General features: G+C 69.2%; 13 protein-coding genes. 7 read left to right on the top strand and 6 right to left on the bottom strand.

The window, feature by feature from the left end; genetic code table 11:
- Positions 1 to 52: 52 nt before the first annotated feature.
- Positions 53 to 559, bottom strand: a complete 507-nt coding sequence (locus ASC66_RS14545) for an SRPBCC domain-containing protein (RefSeq protein ID WP_157509816.1) — start codon at positions 557 to 559, stop codon at positions 53 to 55.
- Between the two features lie 253 nt (positions 560 to 812).
- Between ASC66_RS14545 and ASC66_RS14540 the strand changes: the two genes are divergently transcribed.
- Complete coding sequence (locus tag ASC66_RS14540; RefSeq protein WP_055841035.1) at positions 813 to 2,366, top strand: leucyl aminopeptidase; 1,554 nt, start codon at positions 813 to 815, stop codon at positions 2,364 to 2,366.
- A 245-nt stretch (positions 2,367 to 2,611) separates the two neighbouring features.
- On the opposite strand, the gene ASC66_RS14535 is transcribed toward ASC66_RS14540, so the two are convergent.
- On the bottom strand, positions 2,612 to 4,237 hold the full coding sequence (locus ASC66_RS14535) for a phytoene desaturase family protein (RefSeq protein WP_055841031.1): 1,626 nt from the start codon (positions 4,235 to 4,237) through the stop codon (positions 2,612 to 2,614).
- A gap of 144 nt (positions 4,238 to 4,381) precedes the next feature.
- Positions 4,382 to 4,804 (bottom strand): META domain-containing protein, encoded by a 423-nt coding sequence (locus ASC66_RS14530; protein WP_082492410.1) that lies wholly within the window; start codon positions 4,802 to 4,804, stop codon positions 4,382 to 4,384.
- 161 nt (positions 4,805 to 4,965) lie between these two features.
- Between ASC66_RS14530 and ASC66_RS14525 the strand changes: the two genes are divergently transcribed.
- Positions 4,966 to 6,492 carry an SLC13 family permease gene (locus ASC66_RS14525; RefSeq protein WP_353612531.1) on the top strand — a complete coding sequence of 509 codons (1,527 nt, stop codon included), beginning with the start codon at positions 4,966 to 4,968 and terminating at the stop codon, positions 6,490 to 6,492.
- A 79-nt stretch (positions 6,493 to 6,571) separates the two neighbouring features.
- Positions 6,572 to 6,976: a phage holin family protein gene (locus ASC66_RS14520; RefSeq protein ID WP_055841026.1), complete on the top strand. Its 405-nt coding sequence runs from the start codon at positions 6,572 to 6,574 to the stop codon at positions 6,974 to 6,976.
- A gap of 81 nt (positions 6,977 to 7,057) precedes the next feature.
- On the opposite strand, the gene ASC66_RS14515 is transcribed toward ASC66_RS14520, so the two are convergent.
- Positions 7,058 to 8,023 carry a LysR substrate-binding domain-containing protein gene (locus ASC66_RS14515; protein WP_055841022.1) on the bottom strand — a complete coding sequence of 322 codons (966 nt, stop codon included), beginning with the start codon at positions 8,021 to 8,023 and terminating at the stop codon, positions 7,058 to 7,060.
- Positions 8,024 to 8,204: 181 nt separating this feature from the next.
- On the opposite strand from ASC66_RS14515, the gene ASC66_RS14510 reads away from it, so the two are divergent.
- Positions 8,205 to 11,930, top strand: coding sequence for a proline dehydrogenase family protein (locus ASC66_RS14510; protein WP_082492409.1), 3,726 nt, complete (start codon positions 8,205 to 8,207; stop codon positions 11,928 to 11,930).
- A gap of 167 nt (positions 11,931 to 12,097) precedes the next feature.
- Here the strand turns inward: ASC66_RS14510 and ASC66_RS14505 are convergent, their stop codons facing one another.
- Both ASC66_RS14505 and ASC66_RS14500 read right to left on the bottom strand, forming a co-directional pair.
- Positions 12,098 to 12,460: a GntR family transcriptional regulator gene (locus ASC66_RS14505; protein WP_055841020.1), complete on the bottom strand. Its 363-nt coding sequence runs from the start codon at positions 12,458 to 12,460 to the stop codon at positions 12,098 to 12,100.
- A gap of 7 nt (positions 12,461 to 12,467) precedes the next feature.
- Positions 12,468 to 12,905 (bottom strand): Lrp/AsnC family transcriptional regulator, encoded by a 438-nt coding sequence (locus ASC66_RS14500; protein ID WP_055841017.1) that lies wholly within the window; start codon positions 12,903 to 12,905, stop codon positions 12,468 to 12,470.
- A 342-nt stretch (positions 12,906 to 13,247) separates the two neighbouring features.
- Between ASC66_RS14500 and ddaH the strand changes: the two genes are divergently transcribed.
- The 3 genes from ddaH to ASC66_RS14485 all read left to right on the top strand — a co-directional run bounded on the left by ddaH (position 13,248) and on the right by ASC66_RS14485 (position 16,917).
- Entirely contained in the window at positions 13,248 to 14,033 is a 786-nt protein-coding gene (ddaH, locus tag ASC66_RS14495; RefSeq protein WP_082492408.1) for a dimethylargininase, read from the top strand.
- Positions 14,030 to 15,265 (top strand): ornithine--oxo-acid transaminase, encoded by a 1,236-nt coding sequence (gene rocD, locus ASC66_RS14490; RefSeq protein ID WP_055841011.1) that lies wholly within the window; start codon positions 14,030 to 14,032, stop codon positions 15,263 to 15,265. The genes ddaH and rocD overlap by 4 nt, the downstream gene beginning before the upstream one ends.
- Positions 15,266 to 15,417: 152 nt before the next feature.
- On the top strand, positions 15,418 to 16,917 hold the full coding sequence (locus tag ASC66_RS14485) for a peptide MFS transporter (protein ID WP_055841008.1): 1,500 nt from the start codon (positions 15,418 to 15,420) through the stop codon (positions 16,915 to 16,917).
- Positions 16,918 to 16,964: the final 47 nt, after the last annotated feature.

The raw sequence follows: 16,964 nt of genomic DNA, 5'->3' as shown, positions 1-16,964 counted from the left end.
ATGCCGCGCACACGCGCCGCACGTCACCGCTTCACGCGGGGCGCTCAGCGGCTCATGCACTCTTCGCCGGGATCACCAGCTCCTTGTAGTAACCGGAGTGCGCCGGGTAGTAGTGTTCCCACTCCGGCAGCGCATGGCCGGAGCGGGAGGCGATGAGCCGGTCGAGGTAGTAGTCCCAGCCGGGACCCATCGTCGCGGCATCCTTCGCCTCGTGCAGCCGCTGGCCCAGGGTCAGCGTGGTCATGCCGCCCGCCTCGGTGAGGTGGCAGAACACCCGCATCTTCTCGAGACCCTCTCTGGACTCCACCAGGAAGCGGTGCGGCGGCAAGCACTCAAGAATCGTGACGTACTCCCACTCGGAGTCCGGCTCGCTCGTCATGCGGAACTTGACCCCGCCGGTCGCCGGCTGACCCGTGTATGTGCCGATCCACTTCTCCATCTGATGTGGATTCGTCAGGCTGAACCAGACGTCCTCGATCGGTGCGACGAACAGCCTGTCGAGAAGCAGATACAGCCCGTCGGGGCGGTGGGCGAATCGTCCGGTGGGTTGGGGTGACATGACGGCCTCCGCAGGGTTCAGCGCCAAGATCCGCAGGGGCCGACAATGCCCGTACGGGTCATTCTTTTCTTCAGGCTACCCCCGAAGTGCCGGCCGAGGGCAAGCAATATCGATGGGGCGGCAAACGGCTCGTCTGGCGTGCTCGCTCCCCGTTCGCGCGACAGCGTTCTGCGCTAGCATCGCCAGAAGACCCGACCCGAGCAGCCCGAGCGCAACCCGGCACCTGGCGCTCGCGCTCGAGTGAAGGGGAACCATGTCTGTCCGTGATCACAAGCTCATTCCGAGCGACTTCAGTGCTCTGCCGTCACAGGCCGCGCCGGCCGTGGTGCGCCTCGTCGACACCTTCTCGGCCGACCTCGATGTGACCGGCCACTTCGTCGGCACCGAGGGCGACGTGCCGGACGCGCTCGGCCTCGACCGCGCCGCGCTGGCGAAGCTGGGCTTCGAGGCGAAGGCCGGCCAGACGCAGACGGTGCTCGCGGCATCCGGCGGCCTCGTCGTCGCCGTCGGACTCGGTGCTCCCGCTGCCTCCGCCGAGGGCGAGACCGCGGATGCCGCACACGCCGCCATTCGCGATGCCGCGGCGGCCTTTGCCCGCGCCGCATCCGCGCACGCCGGCATCGGCCTGGACCTCTCGGGCATCCCCGCACTGGACGCCGCCGGCATCGACGCCGTCACCGAGGGCGTGCTGCTGGCCCGCTACCGCTACAACGCGCTCAAGGCGAAGCCCAAGGGCACCGCGCTGGCCACGCTCGAGTTGCTCGGCACGGCCGGAGTGGACGGAGCGGATGCCGCCGTCCGCCGTGCCCAGATCGGCGCCCGTGCCGGCAACGTGACCCGCGACCTCTGCAACACGCCGCCCGGTCACCTCACCGCAACGGACATCGCCGGGCTCGCCGTCGAACTGGGGCGCGAGCACGGCTTCGCCGTCGAGGTCTTCGACAAGCAGGCCCTGATCGAGCTCGGCTGCGGCGGACTGCTCGGCGTCAACGCCGGCAGCGCCGAGGAGCCGCGCATGGTCAAGCTCCGTTACGTGCCGACGTCTGCGGGGCAGGAGGGTGCACCGGCCGAGGCCGGCCACCTCGCCCTCGTCGGCAAGGGCATCATGTACGACTCCGGCGGAATCAGCCTCAAGCCCTCCGACCCCATGCACCTGCTCATGAAGATGGACATGGGTGGCGCCGCCGCCGTGCTCGGCGCCTTCACGGCGTTCCGCGATCTCGGCGTCGGCACCGCTGTGACCGGCTTCCTGATGTGCACGGACAACATGCCCTCTGGCACCGCGACCAAGCTCGGCGACGTGCTCACCGCGCGCAACGGCACCACCGTCGAGGTGAAGAACACGGATGCGGAGGGCCGACTCGTCATGATGGACGCCCTCGCGCTCGCCGTGGAGGAGAAGCCGGACGCGATCGTCGACATCGCCACCCTCACCGGGTCCGCCCTGATGGCCCTCGGCCAGGCGACGGCCGCCGTGCTCGGCAACAACCAGGCCATCGTCGACCAGCTGCGCGCCGCGGCATCCGTCGTCGACGAGCCGGCCTGGCAGCTGCCGCTTGAGAAGAAGTACCGCAAGCAGCTCGATTCCGACATCGCCGACCTCGGCAACATCGGTGGGCGCTTCGCCGGAGCCACGACCGCCGCGCTGTTCCTCAACGAGTTCGTCGACGGCCTGCCGTGGGCTCACCTCGACATCGCCGGGACGATGCAGAGTGATTCCGACGACGCCTGGCGTTCGCAGGGAGCGACCGGGTACGGCGCGCGCCTGCTCACCGAGTTCGCGCAGCGCTTCACCCCCGTCGCATAGCCCGCCGCCCCGCCCCCGTTGGTTGAGCTTGTCGAAACCCCTCACAAGGAGGCGCGCCGGGCGCTCTCCCGCTCCCGTCAGCGGGGGTCTGGGGTTCGGCGGGGTGTCGAGTTATGAATGACAGAAGCCGGGCCCGAACAAGACGCCGTAACCAATCAGCGAATCGGATGGCCCGGCTTCTGTCATTCATTGTTTGAGCTGAGGAGCCGATCCCCAGACCCCTGCGGTCGTGCGCCGCAGGAGCCTTAGACCGACTCCTCCAGCACCGCCATGGCCGCGTTGTGCCCGCCGAGTCCGCTGACGGCGCCGCCGCGCACAGCGCCGGAGCCACAGATCAGCACGCGCGGGTGCGCCGTAGCGACGCCCCAGCGCTCGGCCGCGGTGTCCCGCGGGGCGTCGTCCTCGAGGAACGGCCACGACAGCGAGCCGTGGAAGATGTTGCCGCCGGGCATATTCAGCGCGTGCTCGAGGTCGAGGGTCGTCTTCGTTTCGATGCACAGTTCGCCGGCGGCATCCCGCATCACCACGTCTTCGATCGGCTCGGCGAGCACCGAGTTCAGCGAGGCGAGCACCGCTGCCTGCAGCCGCTCCCGCGTGGCGTCGTTGTTGGCCTCGGTCAGCCAGCGGTCGGGGGCGTGCAGCGCGAAGACGGTGAGGGTGTGGGCTCCGGATGCCGCCAGCTCCGGCCCGAGGATCGAGGGGTCGGCCAGCGTGTGGCAGTAGATCTCGCACGGCAGCACCTCGGGAATCACGCCGCGGGAGGCCTCGGCGTACGCCCCCTCGAGCTGGCTGTAGCGCTCGTTGATGTGGAAGGTGCCGCCGAAGGCCGCCTCCGGCGTCACCGTGGCATCGCGCAGTTTCGGCAGCCGGCTGAGCATCAGGTTGACCTTGACCTGCGCACCCTCCGGGCGGGCGGCGACGGCATCCCCGACCGCACCCGCGGCGGTGCCGGCGGCGAGGCCGATGCCGGCGCTCGCCGCACCACCGGCCGCGAGCAGCTGGTCGAGCACGAATGGCGCGACGTTGGCGAGCACGGTGCCGCCGACCACACGCCGCTCGTGGAGGCCGCGCCGGTAGCGCACCTCGCCGTCTGCGCCGATGCTCGTGACCTCTGAGCCGGTCACGATGCGGGCGCCGGCAAGCCTCGCCGCGCGCTCGATCTCTCCCGAGACGGCACCCATGCCGCCGATCGGCACGTGCCAGTCTCCGGTTTCGTTGCCGATCACGTGGTAGAGGAAGCAGCGGTTCGCGTCGAGCGATGCGTCGTCGACGGAGGTGAAGGTTCCGATCAGGCCGTCGGTGGCCACGACGCCGCGCACGAGGTCACTGTCGAAACGCTCGGTGATGACCTGGCCGAGCGGCTGCTCGAAGAAGCTGGTCCAGAGCGCGTCGTCGCCGAGCAGCCGGCGGGCCTCGCTGCGGGTCGGCAACGGCTCGCAGACGCTCGGGAAGAGTGCGGCGGCCACGCGGGCGGTGTCGGCGTAGAAGTCGTTCCAGGCCGAGAAGTCGCCGTCGGCTCCGACCCGGGCGAAGGAGGCGCGGGTGGAGCGGCGGTTCGAGTTGTCGACGAGGAGCCCCGTCGTCGTGTCCGCCGGATCCGGCGTGTACGAGCTGTAGCGCCGCTGGGCCAGGCGGATGTCGAGGCCGAGCTCGGCGATGATGCGGGCGGGCAGCAGGCTCACCAGGTAGGAGTAGCGCGAGAGCCGGGCATCGACGCCGCTGAAGGCCTCGGCCGAGACGGCCGCGCCGCCGAGGTGGTCATCGCGTTCGAGCAGGAGCACGCTCTTGCCGGCCTTGGCCAGGTAGGCGGCGGCGACGAGGCCGTTGTGCCCGCCGCCGACAATCACAACGTCGTGAGTAGCTTCAGTCATGAGCCGAGCCTATCCGCGGCGCACGGCACCCAACGCCCGCCCCCGACTACGCCACGAGGTGTGGGCCCGCGCCACATCGTGTGGCGCAGCGCAACAGAAACTGGCGCAGGGCGGATGCCGCGGGCCGCGGCATCCGCGACGCCGCTACTCGACGAACTCCAGCGTGCCGATCTCCTTGTCGTTGTCGTCCAGGATCGTCATCGTTTCCCCGGAGATCGTCGCGGCGTCGAGTGCGGACAGCCAGGTGTCGACGCCCTCGCAGGCCATGAGCGTCGAGGCCATGTCGCTGAAGTCGATGGTCGAGCCCTCGACCTCCCACTCGCCGGTGAGCTGGTTGCAGCCATCCGAGCCGGCCACCTTGCCGTCCTCGGTGAAGGCGAGGAAGGGGAGTCCGGCGGTGTCTTCTGTGCCCCAGAAGCCGACGGGGTTCGGCCCAGCCGGCGCATCAACGCCGTAGACCTGGCATCCGCTCAGTGCGAGACCGGCCGCAGCGGCGATCGCGATCGATGCTGCGACGCGGTGGCGTCGCGGCGAGCCCAACAGTGTTCCGAGGGGAAATCTCTTCATCGTGACCATCCGTTCGCGCCTGGTTGTGGCCCGCTCGGGGCCCGATGGGCTCCACGGTAGCGCGCCGCGCGGCGCCGGCGCGAGAAATGGCATCGAAACGTTAGGCACCGCATTAGGGTCAAGCTGTGGATCCCATCGCGATAACGCTCATCATCCTCTTGGTGTCTGTCGTAGCCTTCATGTCGAATCGCATCCCCGTCGGCGTCATCGCGCTCGCCGTCGCCGTCGCACTGTGGGCGACCGGTGTGCTCACGCTGCAGCAGGCGCTCGCCGGATTCGGCGACCCGACCGTGCTCTTCATCGCGTCGCTCTTCGTCGTGAGCGAGGGCCTGGATGCCACGGGCGTCACGACGTGGGCCGGCCAGAGGGTGATCGGAGCCGCGGGCAAGAACCCGCGCAAGCTACTCGTGCTCGTGATGCTGCTGGTGGCCGTGCTCACCGCGCTGATCAGCGTGAACGGCGCCGTGGCGGCGCTGCTGCCCGTCGTCGTGGTCGTCGCCGTGCGCGCCGGGCTCGCACCGTCGCGGATGTTGCTGCCGCTCGCCTTCGCCGCTCACGCCGGATCGATGCTCGCCCTCACCGGAACGCCGGTCAACATCATCGTCTCCGAGGCGGCGGTCGATGCCGGCGAGCGGGCGTTCGGCTTCTTCGAGTTCGGCCTGGCCGGGGTGCCACTCGTCATCGGCACCCTGCTGATCACGATGGCCTTCGGCAACAAGCTCGTGCCCGAGCGCACAGCGAGCCTGATGCCGCGCGATCTGAGCGATCACGCCAGGGTGCTGCGCACCCAGTACGAGCTGACCACCCCGCCCGCCGAGTTGATCGACGCCAGCGGCGGCGTCGCGGAGGTCGTCATCCCGCCGCGCTCCACCCTCATCGGCCTGAAGGTCTTCCCCGGCATGTGTACGCCGAGCGGTGATCTGGTGATCCTGGCCGTGCAGCGCAAGGGCGAGGAGCTGGAGGGCCCGGATGCGACGCTGGCCGCCGGCGACACCCTGCTGCTCGAGGGCAGTTGGGCCGCGCTCGACGAGCACACGGCCGACCCCGATGTGCTCGTCGTCGACTCGCCCGATCTGCTGCGCCGCACCGTGCCGCTCGGCCCCCGCGCGGGCTGGGCGATCGGCATCCTGGCCGGCATGGTCGTGCTGCTGGCGACCGGGCTGGTGCCGGCCGCGATCGCCGGCATCGTGGCGGCGCTGGCCATGGTGATCACCCGCACCGTGTCGGTGCCGCAGGCCTACCGCAGCATCTCGTGGACCACCGTCGTGCTCGTGGCGGGCATGATCCCGCTCTCGACCGCGTTCATGCAGACGGGCGCCGCCGACCTCATCGCCGATGGCCTGCTCAGCGTCGTCGGCGACTCCGGCCCGCAGCTGGCGCTCTTCGCGCTCTGTCTCATCACGGTGGTTCTCGGTCAGCTCATCAGCAACACGGCCACGGTGCTCATCGTCATCCCGGTCGCCGTCTCGGTGGCCGCGACGATGGGCGTCTCGGTGCTGCCGTTCCTCATGGGCCTGACGGTGGCGGGGGCGGCCTCCTTCCTCACCCCGATCGCGACCCCGGCGAACATGATGGTGATGGGCCCCGGCGGCTACCGGTTCACCGACTATTGGAAGCTCGGCCTGCCGCTGCTCCTGCTCTTCCTCGCCATCGCGACCTTCTATGTGCCGCTGATCTGGCAGTTCTGAGTCGGCGGCCGCTGGCCCGGCCACGACTCGGTGAGATCGTGTACCCCGGCTGCCGCGGCGCCGGCCCTACGATGAGCACATGATCCGCTTCCTCATTCGCACCGCCATCTTCATCGCCTCCGCCGCCATCGGACTGCTCGTGGCGATGTGGCTGGTGCCGGAGGTCACGCTCAGCTGGAGCGGTGCGACCGTTGCGGTGCTGGTGTTCGCGATCATCCAGAGCGTGGTCAGCCCCTTCCTGTTCAAGATGGCCGCCCGCAATGCGCCGGCATTCCTCGGCGGCATCGGTCTTGTCTCCACCTTCGTCGCGCTCTTCGTCGCATCGCTGTTCCCCGGCGGACTCGAGATCGAGGGCTGGCGCGCGTGGATCGTCGCGCCCGTCCTCGTCTGGCTGGTCACCGCCGTGGCGACCTTCTTCCTGCCGATGATCTTCCTGAAGAAGGCCGTCGACAAGAAGCGCAACACCACGGTCCTCCCCGTCTGAGTCGCCACGCATCCCGCCGAGACCGCAAGTTCGGTGGTTATGGGGCTTCTTAGCGCCCGAACCTGCAGCCTCGGTGGGGGGTCAGGCCGGGGAGAGCTCCGCGACGGCACGGGCTAGGGCCTCGCGCACGGCAGAGACGCCCGGGCGCTCGGCGCTGGATCGCCTGGCCGAGGTGAAGACGTCGCGGTGCGGGGCGCCTGGCAGCTCCAGCAGCCGCACCGACGGGCTCTCGCCGGCCCAGACGAGGTCGGGCAGCAGGCCCACGGCATTGCCAGAGCGGATCAGGCGGATGTGCGCCATCAGGTCGGCCGTCTCGAAGCGCACATCGGGTTCGAATCCGGCCGCGCGGCAGAGCTGCGTCGCCCAGGCGCGGGCCGCCGTGCCCTGCGGTTCCATCACCCACGGCAGCGTGGCCGCGTCCGCGAGGGTGGTGATTCCACCGTCGGTCGAGTAGCGAGCGCCAGCGAGCGTATCGAGACCCGGTTTCAACGGGACGCCGGAGCTCGCAGCGGCCAGCGGGCCGGTGGCGAGGCGGATGACGTCGGTGACGAGGTGCACGCGGTCGAGGTCTGGTCGGCGCTCCCGCGTGTGGCCGGGGTACTGCTCGGCGATGACGAGGTCGAAGTCACGGGCGGACACCTCGAACAGGCCGGCATCCGGTTCGCGCTCGGTCATCTCCACCCGCAGCTCTGGATAGTCGGCCGCGAGGATCGTCAGCGCCTGCGGGATCACGGCGTGCGCCGCCGACTGGAACACGGCCAGGCGCACGGTGCCGCTCACCGTGGTGAGGGATGCCGCGAGCTCGCCCTCTGCCCGCTCGAGCGTGTCGAGCACCTCGGCGGCGCGTGCGACGAGCAGCTCGGCCTGCGGGGTCAGCAGCACCCGGCGCCCAGACTTCTCGAGCAGGGGAACGCCCACCTCCTTCTCGAGCAGCGTCAGCTGCTGCGACACGGAGGACGGACTGTAGGCGAGGGCATCGGCGACGGCCGCGAGGGTGCCGCGCAGTTTCACCTCGCGGAGCAGCCGCAAGCGGCGCACGTCAAGCATCGGATTCTCCCTGTGATCGGGTGTCGCAATCCATCGATTCTACTAACTGATATCAGTCATAAACATTCGCTTTACCGAAGTGTTGCGCGGCCTCACACTGGAGAAACCCGCAGCAGATATGCAGCAAGCGCACCGCCGCGCCCCCGTGATTCATCCTGTCGAAAGAACTAGTCTCGTGACCATGCCGCACCTCTCCAGCTCCGAACTCCAGGCTGAGGGCCCCGACGCCCGCGAACTCGAGACGGCGACCATCGCCCTCGTGAAGAAATGGCTGGCCGACAGCGCCGACGCCCCGGCCGATCCCGCCGCCGAGCGTCTCGCCGGTGTGCTCAAGGACCCGAACGGACTCGACTTCACCGTCGGCTTCGTCGACGGTGTCATGCGGCCGGAAGACCTGATGGTCGCGGGCCACAACCTGCAGGCCGTCGCGGCGAAGACGCCGCGCTTCCTGCCCTGGTACATGCGCGGCGCGATCGGCCTGGGCGGAATGCTCGGCCCCGTCATCCCCTGGGTCGTCATCCCCGTCGCGCGCCGCGTGCTGCGCGAGATGGTCGGCCACCTCGTTGTCGACGCCTCTCCGGAGAAGCTCGGCCCCGTCATCGAAAAGCTCCGCTCCGGCGGCAACCGCCTCAACCTCAACCTGCTCGGCGAGGCCGTACTCGGCCAGAAGGAGGCCGACCGCCGCCTCGAGGGCACCCGGGCACTGCTCGCCCGGCCCGACGTCGACTACGTCTCGATCAAGGTCAGCGCCGTCTCGAGCCAGCTCTCGATGTGGTCGTTCGACGAGGCTGTCGAGCGCACCGTCGAGCGCCTGACCCCGCTCTACGAGCTGGCAGCCAACTCGGCCCCCGTCAACGGGCGCACTAAGTTCATCAACCTCGACATGGAGGAGTACCGCGACCTCGACCTGACGATCGCGGTGTTCGAGCGGATCCTCGACCAGCCGCAGCTGCTGAACCTCGAGGCCGGCATCGTGCTGCAGGCGTACCTGCCCGACGCCCTGCACGCCCTGCAGGGTCTCACCGAGTGGTCGAAGGCCCGCCGTGCCCGCGGCGGCGCACCGATCAAGGTGCGCCTGGTCAAGGGCGCCAACCTCGCCATGGAGCATGTCGACGCCGCCGTGCACGATTGGCCCCTCGCCACCTACTCCACCAAGCAGGACAGCGACACCAACTACAAGCGCGTGCTCAACTGGGCGCTGAGCTACGAGAACACGGATGCCGTGCGTCTCGGCGTCGCTGGTCACAACCTCTTCGACGTCGCGTTCGCCTGGCTGCTCGCCGGCCAGCGGGGTGTGCAGTCCAACATCGAGTTCGAGATGCTCCTCGGCATGGCAACCGGCCAGGCCGAGGCAGTCAAGAAGGACGTCGGAGAGCTGCTGCTCTACACGCCGGTCGTGAACCCGGCCGAGTTCGATGTCGCCATTGCCTACCTGATCCGCCGGCTCGAAGAGAACGCCAGCCAGGAGAACTTCATGTCCGCGGTGTTCGAACTGAACAGCTCGGCCGCCCTGCTGCAGCGCGAGACCCGCCGCTTCAGTGCATCGCTCGAGGCGCTCGACACCGTCGTGCCGGGGCCGAACCGCACCCAGAACCGTTCGACGGAGCGCGCACCGGCGCTCATCGACGTGATCGACGCGCTGCGCCCGCCCGCCCGGGTGGAGGAGGAGTCGTTCGACCCGAACCTGACCGCCATGGTGCTCGGGCTCAGCCGCGGCGAGATGGCCGAGGCGCTCGAGGAGTACGAGCCGGAGGAGACGGCATCCGCCCCCGAGCCGGCCCAGACAGCCGATGCGGTTGTCAGCGCCGCGGTCACCGCAGCCGCCAACGCCGCGCCGGAGGGCGCCGGAACCCACGGTTTCCACAATGAACCGGACACCGACCCCGCCCTGCCGGCCAACCGGGCCTGGGGCCGTGCGATCCTCGGCCGCGTCGACGGGTCGCAGATTGGCGTCGACGTGATCGAGGCCGCCTCGATCAGTGACGCCGCCGTGCTCGAGCGCGTGATCGACACCGTCGCCCACACCGGCGTCGAGTGGGGTCGCCGCAGCGGAGCAGAGCGCGCTGAGGTGCTGCACCGCGCCGGCATCGCCCTCGCCGCCAACCGTGGTCGCCTGATCGAGGTCATGGCCGCAGAGACCGGCAAGACCATCGCTGAGGCCGACCCCGAGATCAGCGAGGCGATCGACTTCGCCCACTACTACGCGGAGCGCGCGAAGGATCTCGACGCCGTGCAGGGGGCGCGCTTCGTGCCGTCCAAGCTCACCGTCGTCACCCCGCCGTGGAACTTCCCCGTCGCCATCCCGGCCGGATCCGTGCTCTCGGCGCTCGCCGCCGGCTCTGGCGTCATCATCAAGCCGGCCAAGCTGGCCCGGCGCTCCGGCGCGATCATGGTCGAGGCGCTCTGGCAGGCCGGCGTTCCGCGCGAGCTGCTCGCCCTCGTCGACTTCGCTGGAGAGGCCAGGCACGAGCTCGGCCGCCAGCTCGTCTCGCACCCCGCCGTCGACCGCGTGATCCTGACCGGTGGATACGAGACCGCGCAGCTGTTCCGCTCCTTCCGCCCCGAGCTGCCGCTGCTGGCCGAGACCAGCGGCAAGAACGCCGTGATCGTCACGCCGAGCGCCGACCTCGACCTCGCGGCATCCGATGTCATCAAGAGCGCATTCGGCCACGCCGGACAGAAGTGCTCGGCCGCCAGCCTCGTGATCCTCGTCGGCTCCGTTGCCCACTCCAAGCGCTTCGAGAGCCAGCTGGTGGATGCCGCAAGCTCGCTGAACGTCGGCTACCCGGCCAACCCGGAGACGCAGATGGGCCCGATCATCGAGCCGGCGTCCGGCAAGCTGCTGCACGCCCTCACCGAGCTCGGTGCCGGCGAGAGCTGGCTGGTCGAGCCGAAGCAGCTCGACGCCAGTGGCAAGCTGTGGTCGCCCGGCATTCGCACCGGTGTCGCCCCCGGCTCGTACTTCCACCTCACGGAGTTCTTCGGACCGGTGCTCGGTGTCATGCACGCGCGCAACCTCGAGGAGGCGATCCGCTTCCAGAACGCGGTGGACTACGGTCTGACCGCCGGGCTGCACTCCCTCGACCCCGAGGAGCTCGCACTCTGGCTCGACACCGTCGAGGCGGGAAACCTCTACGTCAACCGTGGTACGACCGGAGCGATCGTGCAGCGCCAGCCCTTCGGTGGCTGGAAGCGCTCCTCGGTCGGCGCCGGCACCAAGGCCGGCGGGCCGAACTACCTGATCGGCCTCGGCGGCTGGGTCAACAACCCGGGCGCGCACAGCCAGACCCTGCACCTGCGCGGGCTCGACGAGCGGGTCACCGCCGTGATCGAGGCGTCGCAGTCCTCGCTCGGCTACGAGGAGTTCGACGTGCTGCGCCGCAGCGCGCTCAGTGACGCCATCGCCTGGGCCGAGGAATTCGGCACCGCGAAGGACGTCTCCGCCCTCGGCCTGGAGCGCAATGTGTTCCGCTACCGTCACCTGCCCGTCACGGTGCGGGTGTCAGAGGCGGCCAGCCTCGGCCACGCCCTGCGCGTGATCGCTGCCGGCGTGCTCTCCCGTTCGCGCTTCGAGGTCTCCAGCGCCATCGCGCTGCCGGCCGCCGTGCAGGCGCAGCTGGAGTCGCGTGACATCGTCGTGAAGACGGAGTCGGACGCCGCATGGCTGCAGCGCGCGGCATCCGGCGGCATCGCCACCTCGCGGGTTCGCATCGTCGATGCCATCGGTGGGGGAGCCTCCGCGGCTCTGTCGGCTGCGCTCGGCGGCAGCCCCGACGTCGCGATCTACGACCACGAGGTCACCCAGGCGGGTCGCATCGAGCTGCTGCCGTTCCTGCGCGAGCAGGCGATCTCGATCACGGCGCACCGCTTCGGCAACCCGAGCACCCTCTCGGAGGGCGTGATCTAAGCGGTTCCCCGCTGATTGAGCCTGGCGAAATCTCGGCGGGTTTCGACAGGCTCAACCAACGGAGTCCCGTTGATTGAGCTTGCTGAAATCGCGAAGCGGATTGAGCCTGGCGAAATCTCGGCGGGTTTCGACAGGCTCAACCAACGGCGGTCGCAAGCGGGGTGGCGCTATTGGTCGAGCGCCGCGCGCGCCGCCTTGAGCGCCGCGGCGGGCGCGACGCCGAGCTGGGCGGCTCGCTCCGCGAAGGCGTGTGCGGCGAGCTGCAGCTGGGTCGCTGTCGGATCGCCCGTCTCGGCGACGAAGCTGCCGGCGCGCCCCCGCGTCTCGATCACACCGTCCTTCTCGAGTGCCCTGTAGCTTCCGGCCACCGTGTTGACGGCGAGGCCGAGCTCGGTGGCGAGGCCGCGCACAGTCGGCAGGCGGGTGCCTGCCGGCAATCGTCCGTCCTGCACGGCGGCGAGCAGCTGCATCCGCAGCTGCTCGAATGGTGGCGTCGTCGAGGTCTTGTCGATGCTGAGCGCGAGTGCCATTGCGGGCCTAGTCGCTGCCGCGCTGCACGAGGCGCGAGAGCACGATCGCGCTGCGGGTGTGGTCGACGTTGGGCGCGATGCGCAGACGCTCGAGCGCGTCTTCGAGGCTCGGGATGTCGCGGGAGCGCAGGTGCACGATGGCGTCGGCGCTGCCCGTGACGGTGCCGGCATCCACCACCTCCGGCACGGCGGAGAGGATGCGGCGTAGCTCGTCGGGGGCGACGGTTCCCCGGCAGAACAGCTCGACGTAGGCCTCGGTGCTCATGCCGTCGACGGCCGGATCGACCTGGATGGTGAAGCCGCGGATCGTGCCGTCGGCCACCAGGCGGTCGACGCGCCGCTTCACTGCGGATGCCGAGAGGCCGACCACCGAGCCGATGTCGCCATAGCCCGCGCGGGCGTTCTGGCGGAGGAGGTCGAGAATGCCGCGATCCAGATTGTCCATGCTGCGAGTCTACGCCGGATCCTTGCGTTAGCCCCGGTGAGGACGCCGAATTCCGGCGCGGGTCGGCGAGTATCGCAGCTTCACGCCGTGTGAGACTGAGGGTGGCGTCTGAAGCGGTCGACGAACGATCACTTCAGGCTCAACGAGCGACCTGGTCCGCCATCTGCAAGACAGTGACCTCGCGGCGGCCGTTTGGTGATCCGTGGGACCACTCCATCGTTGACCAAGGAGGCTCTCGTGCCCAGTACAACCACCCCTACGATCCAGACCGGCTCGCCGGCCACCCAGCCCGCCACACGGGTGCCGGGCACGCAGCGCAAGGCGATCGCCCGCTCCGTGCTCATGTGCAAGCCGGAGCACTTCACCGTCGTCTACCGCATCAACCCGTGGATGGACCCGGCGCTGCCCACAGACACCAGCCTCGCCGTACGCCAGTGGCAGAGCCTCTACGACGTCTACATCAGCCTCGGCTTCGACGTGCAGCTGATCGACCCCATCGAGGGCCTGCCGGACATGGTCTACGCGGCCAACGGCGGCATGGTCATCGACGGCATCGCCTACGGCGCCAGCTTCACCCACCCGGAGCGCCAGCCCGAGGGCCCCGCGTACATGAAGTGGTTCGGCGACAACGGCTTCACCGTCGCCGTGCCGGAAGAGATCAACGAGGGCGAGGGCGACTTCCTGCTCGTCGGCGAGACGATCCTCGCGGGAACGGGATTCCGCAGCGACTCCCGCTCGCACGAGGAACTCGGCCGCGTCTACAACCGTGAGGTCATCACCCTCACCCTGATCAACCCGAGCTTCTACCACCTCGACACCGCCCTCGCCGTGCTCGACAGCACGCCGGGCCAGGAGCACATCGCCTACCTGCCGAGCGCCTTCGACGCACCGAGCCTCGCGCTCCTGCAGGAGCGCTACCCCGACGCCATCATCGTCAACGAGACGGATGCCGCCATCCTCGGCCTGAACTCGTACAGTGACGGCCTCAATGTCGTGATCGCCAGCCGCGCCAAGGACTTCGAGCGCCAGCTGATCGAGCACGGCTACAACCCCATTGGCGTCGACCTCTCCGAGCTGCTGCTCGGCGGCGGCGGCGTCAAGTGCTGCACCCTGGAGCTGCGCCGATGACTCTCTCAACCACCTCAACGACCCCGCGTCAGTTCGCGGCCATCGTGCTCGAAGAGGAGCACGCCGCACACAACTACCACCCGCTGCCCGTTGTGGTGGCATCCGGAGACGGCGCCTGGGTCACCGACGTCGACGGCCGCCGCTACCTCGACTGCCTCGCGGCGTACTCGGCCGTGAACTTCGGCCACTCCAACCCCGTGCTGCTGGACGCCGCCCGCGCCCAGCTCGGCCGCATCACGCTCACCAGCCGGGCGTTCCACAACGACCAGCTCGGACCGTTCGTCACCGAGCTCGCGACGCTCGCTGGCAAGGACATGGTCCTGCCGATGAACACGGGCGCAGAGGCCGTCGAGTCCGGCATCAAGGTTGCCCGCGCCTGGGGCTACCGGGTCAAGGGCGTCGCACCGGATGCCGCCAACATCATCGTGATGGCTGGCAACTTCCACGGGCGCACCACCACGATCATCAGCTTCAGCGATGACGAGGACGCCCGCGCCGACTTCGGTCCGTTCACCCCCGGCTTCCGCACCGTGCCATACGGCGACGCGGCAGCGATCGAGGCCGCGATCGACGAGAACACCGTCGCCGTGCTGATCGAACCGATTCAGGGAGAGTCCGGCATCGTCGTGCCGCCCGCCGACTTCCTGCCGGCCGTGCGCGAGATCACCAGCCGCCGCAACGTGCTCTTCATCGCGGACGAGATCCAGTCCGGCCTCGGCCGCACCGGTGCGACATTCGCCTGCGACCTCGTCGGCGTCGTCCCCGATCTCTACCTGCTCGGCAAGGCGCTCGGCGGCGGCATCATCCCCGTCTCGGCGGTGGTCGGCAACAGCGACATCCTCGGCGTGATCCAGCCGGGCCAGCACGGGTCGACCTTCGGCGGCAACCCGCTGGCCGCGGCCGTCGGCCTCGCCGTCGTGCGCATCCTCGCCACCGGCGAGATGCAGGAGCGCGCCCGCGTTCTCGGCGAGCGGCTGCGCGCCGATCTCGCTGAGCTCATCGGGCACGGCGTTGTCGCCGTGCGCGGTGCAGGCCTCTGGGCCGGCATCGACATCGACCCGGAGCTGGCCAGCGGCCGCGCCGTCTGCGAAGCGTTGATGGAACGCGGTGTGCTCGCCAAGGACACGCACGGCTCAACCATCCGCCTCGCCCCGCCGATCGTGGTCGAGGCCGCCGATCTGGACTGGGCCGTCGAGCAGCTGCGCGCCGTGCTGACCGAGCTCGCCGGCTAGCCAGCTCGGCTTCGTCCTCCGCGCTCTGCGCCACTTTCTGCGCCTCCGTGCCACATCATGTGGCGCGGAGGCGCACGAAATGGCGCAGAGCGCACGCGCTCGACGGCGGGCGCGATGGTGCCTGCATCATGAGGGAGTGTCACACTTAAGGCATGAGTACCGAGCCTGAGGGCAGCGTGACACCCGCATCTGCCGCGAACGCCGCGACAGCCGCATCCGAAGATCACAGCTTCTTCGGCCAACCGCGCCCCCTGGCGACCGTGTTCGGCGTGGAGATGTGGGAGCGGTTCAGCTTCTACGGCATGCAGGGAATCCTGCTGATCTACCTGTACTTCGCGGTCAGCGAGGGTGGGCTCGGGATGCCGCAGGCCACGGCGGCAGGCATCGTCGGCGCCTACGGTGGCGCCGTCTACCTCTCCACGATCCTCGGCGCCTGGCTCGCCGATCGCGTGTTCGGCTCGGAGCGCGTGCTCTTCGTCAGCGCGATCGTGATCATGTGTGGTCACCTCGCACTCGCCCTGCTGCCCGGCTTCAGCGGCGTGATCGTCGGCCTCATCATGGTCGCTATCGGTTCCGGCGGGCTCAAGGCGAACGCCACGAGCGTCGTCGGCACGCTGTACTCGACCGACGATCCGCGCCGCGACGCCGGCTTCTCGATCTTCTACCTCGGCATCAACCTCGGCGGTTTCCTCGGGCCGATCATCACCGGGCTGTTGCAGAGCACGCTCGGATTCCACTGGGGCTTCGGCATCGCCGCGGTCGGAATGGCGATCGGCCTCACCCAGTACTCCTTCGGGCGCAAGCGCCTGCCGGAGATCGTGCACCACGTGCCGAACCCGCTGCCGCGCGAGCGCCGGCCGCTCGTCATCGGCATCGCGGTCGCCGCCGTGCTGCTCGTGTTCGCCCTCGTGCTGCTCGGCATCATCCGGGCCGAGAATCTGGCCCTGATCGTGATCATGCTCACCATCGCCGCGGCGATCGCCTACTTCTCGGTGATCCTCTCCAGCAAGAAGATCTCCGCCACGGAGCGCTCGCGCGTCTTCGGTTTCATCCCGCTGTTCATCGCCAGCGTCGCCTTCTGGTCGCTCTACCAGCAGCAGTTCACGGTGCTCACGATCTACTCCGACGAACAGCTGAACCGCACCCTGTTCGGCTGGACGATGCCGATCTCGTGGGTGCAGTCGATCAACCCGGTCTTCATCATTGTGCTCTCCGGCGTCTTCGCCGCGATCTGGACCAAGCTCGGCACCCGCCAGCCGTCGACGCCGGTCAAATTCGCGCTCGGCACCGCGATCATGGGTGTCGGCTTCCTGCTGTTCCTGCCGTTTGCCGGCGGAGCGGCCAACAGCACGCCGTTGCTGGCGATCGTCGGCATCCTGCTCGTCTTCACGATTGCCGAGCTGCTGCTCTCGCCGGTCGGGCTCTCGGTTGCGACCAAGCTCGCCCCGCAGGCGTTCACGACCCAGATGGTCGCGCTGTTCTTCCTCTCGGTCGCGCTCGGAACTGCCATCTCCGGCCAGCTGGCCGGACTGTATTCGAGCGAGAACGAGGTCGCCTACTTCGGCATCCTCGGTGGCATCGCGATCCTGCTGGGCGCCCTGCTCGCGCTGTTCACGAAGCCGGTGCTGCGGCTCATGGCCGGCGTGCGCTAGTCCCGACCGCAGCCGGTGGGCCCGGTTTCAGTGCAACGGCCCGGTGA

The sequence above is a fragment of the Leifsonia sp. Root4 genome (assembly GCF_001425085.1).
Classification (GTDB): domain Bacteria; phylum Actinomycetota; class Actinomycetes; order Actinomycetales; family Microbacteriaceae; genus Microterricola.
Note: the sequence above shows the minus strand (reverse complement) of the source record. Positions and strands in the feature narration are given on the sequence as shown.

What these genes read in the sequence shown, in the direction of transcription:
- ddaH (WP_082492408.1), top strand. Translation starts at nt 13,248, where the DNA reads ATGTGCAAGCCGGAGCACTTCACCGTCGTCTACCGCATCAACCCGTGG.
- ASC66_RS14545 (WP_157509816.1), bottom strand. Translation starts at nt 559, where the DNA reads ATGTCACCCCAACCCACCGGACGATTCGCCCACCGCCCCGACGGGCTG.
- ASC66_RS14500 (WP_055841017.1), bottom strand. Translation starts at nt 12,905, where the DNA reads ATGGACAATCTGGATCGCGGCATTCTCGACCTCCTCCGCCAGAACGCC.
- ASC66_RS14515 (WP_055841022.1), bottom strand. Translation starts at nt 8,023, where the DNA reads ATGCTTGACGTGCGCCGCTTGCGGCTGCTCCGCGAGGTGAAACTGCGC.
- ASC66_RS14485 (WP_055841008.1), top strand. Translation starts at nt 15,418, where the DNA reads ATGAGTACCGAGCCTGAGGGCAGCGTGACACCCGCATCTGCCGCGAAC.
- rocD (WP_055841011.1), top strand. Translation starts at nt 14,030, where the DNA reads ATGACTCTCTCAACCACCTCAACGACCCCGCGTCAGTTCGCGGCCATC.
- ASC66_RS14535 (WP_055841031.1), bottom strand. Translation starts at nt 4,237, where the DNA reads ATGACTGAAGCTACTCACGACGTTGTGATTGTCGGCGGCGGGCACAAC.
- ASC66_RS14510 (WP_082492409.1), top strand. Translation starts at nt 8,205, where the DNA reads ATGCCGCACCTCTCCAGCTCCGAACTCCAGGCTGAGGGCCCCGACGCC.
- ASC66_RS14530 (WP_082492410.1), bottom strand. Translation starts at nt 4,804, where the DNA reads ATGAAGAGATTTCCCCTCGGAACACTGTTGGGCTCGCCGCGACGCCAC.
- ASC66_RS14540 (WP_055841035.1), top strand. Translation starts at nt 813, where the DNA reads ATGTCTGTCCGTGATCACAAGCTCATTCCGAGCGACTTCAGTGCTCTG.
- ASC66_RS14520 (WP_055841026.1), top strand. Translation starts at nt 6,572, where the DNA reads ATGATCCGCTTCCTCATTCGCACCGCCATCTTCATCGCCTCCGCCGCC.
- ASC66_RS14505 (WP_055841020.1), bottom strand. Translation starts at nt 12,460, where the DNA reads ATGGCACTCGCGCTCAGCATCGACAAGACCTCGACGACGCCACCATTC.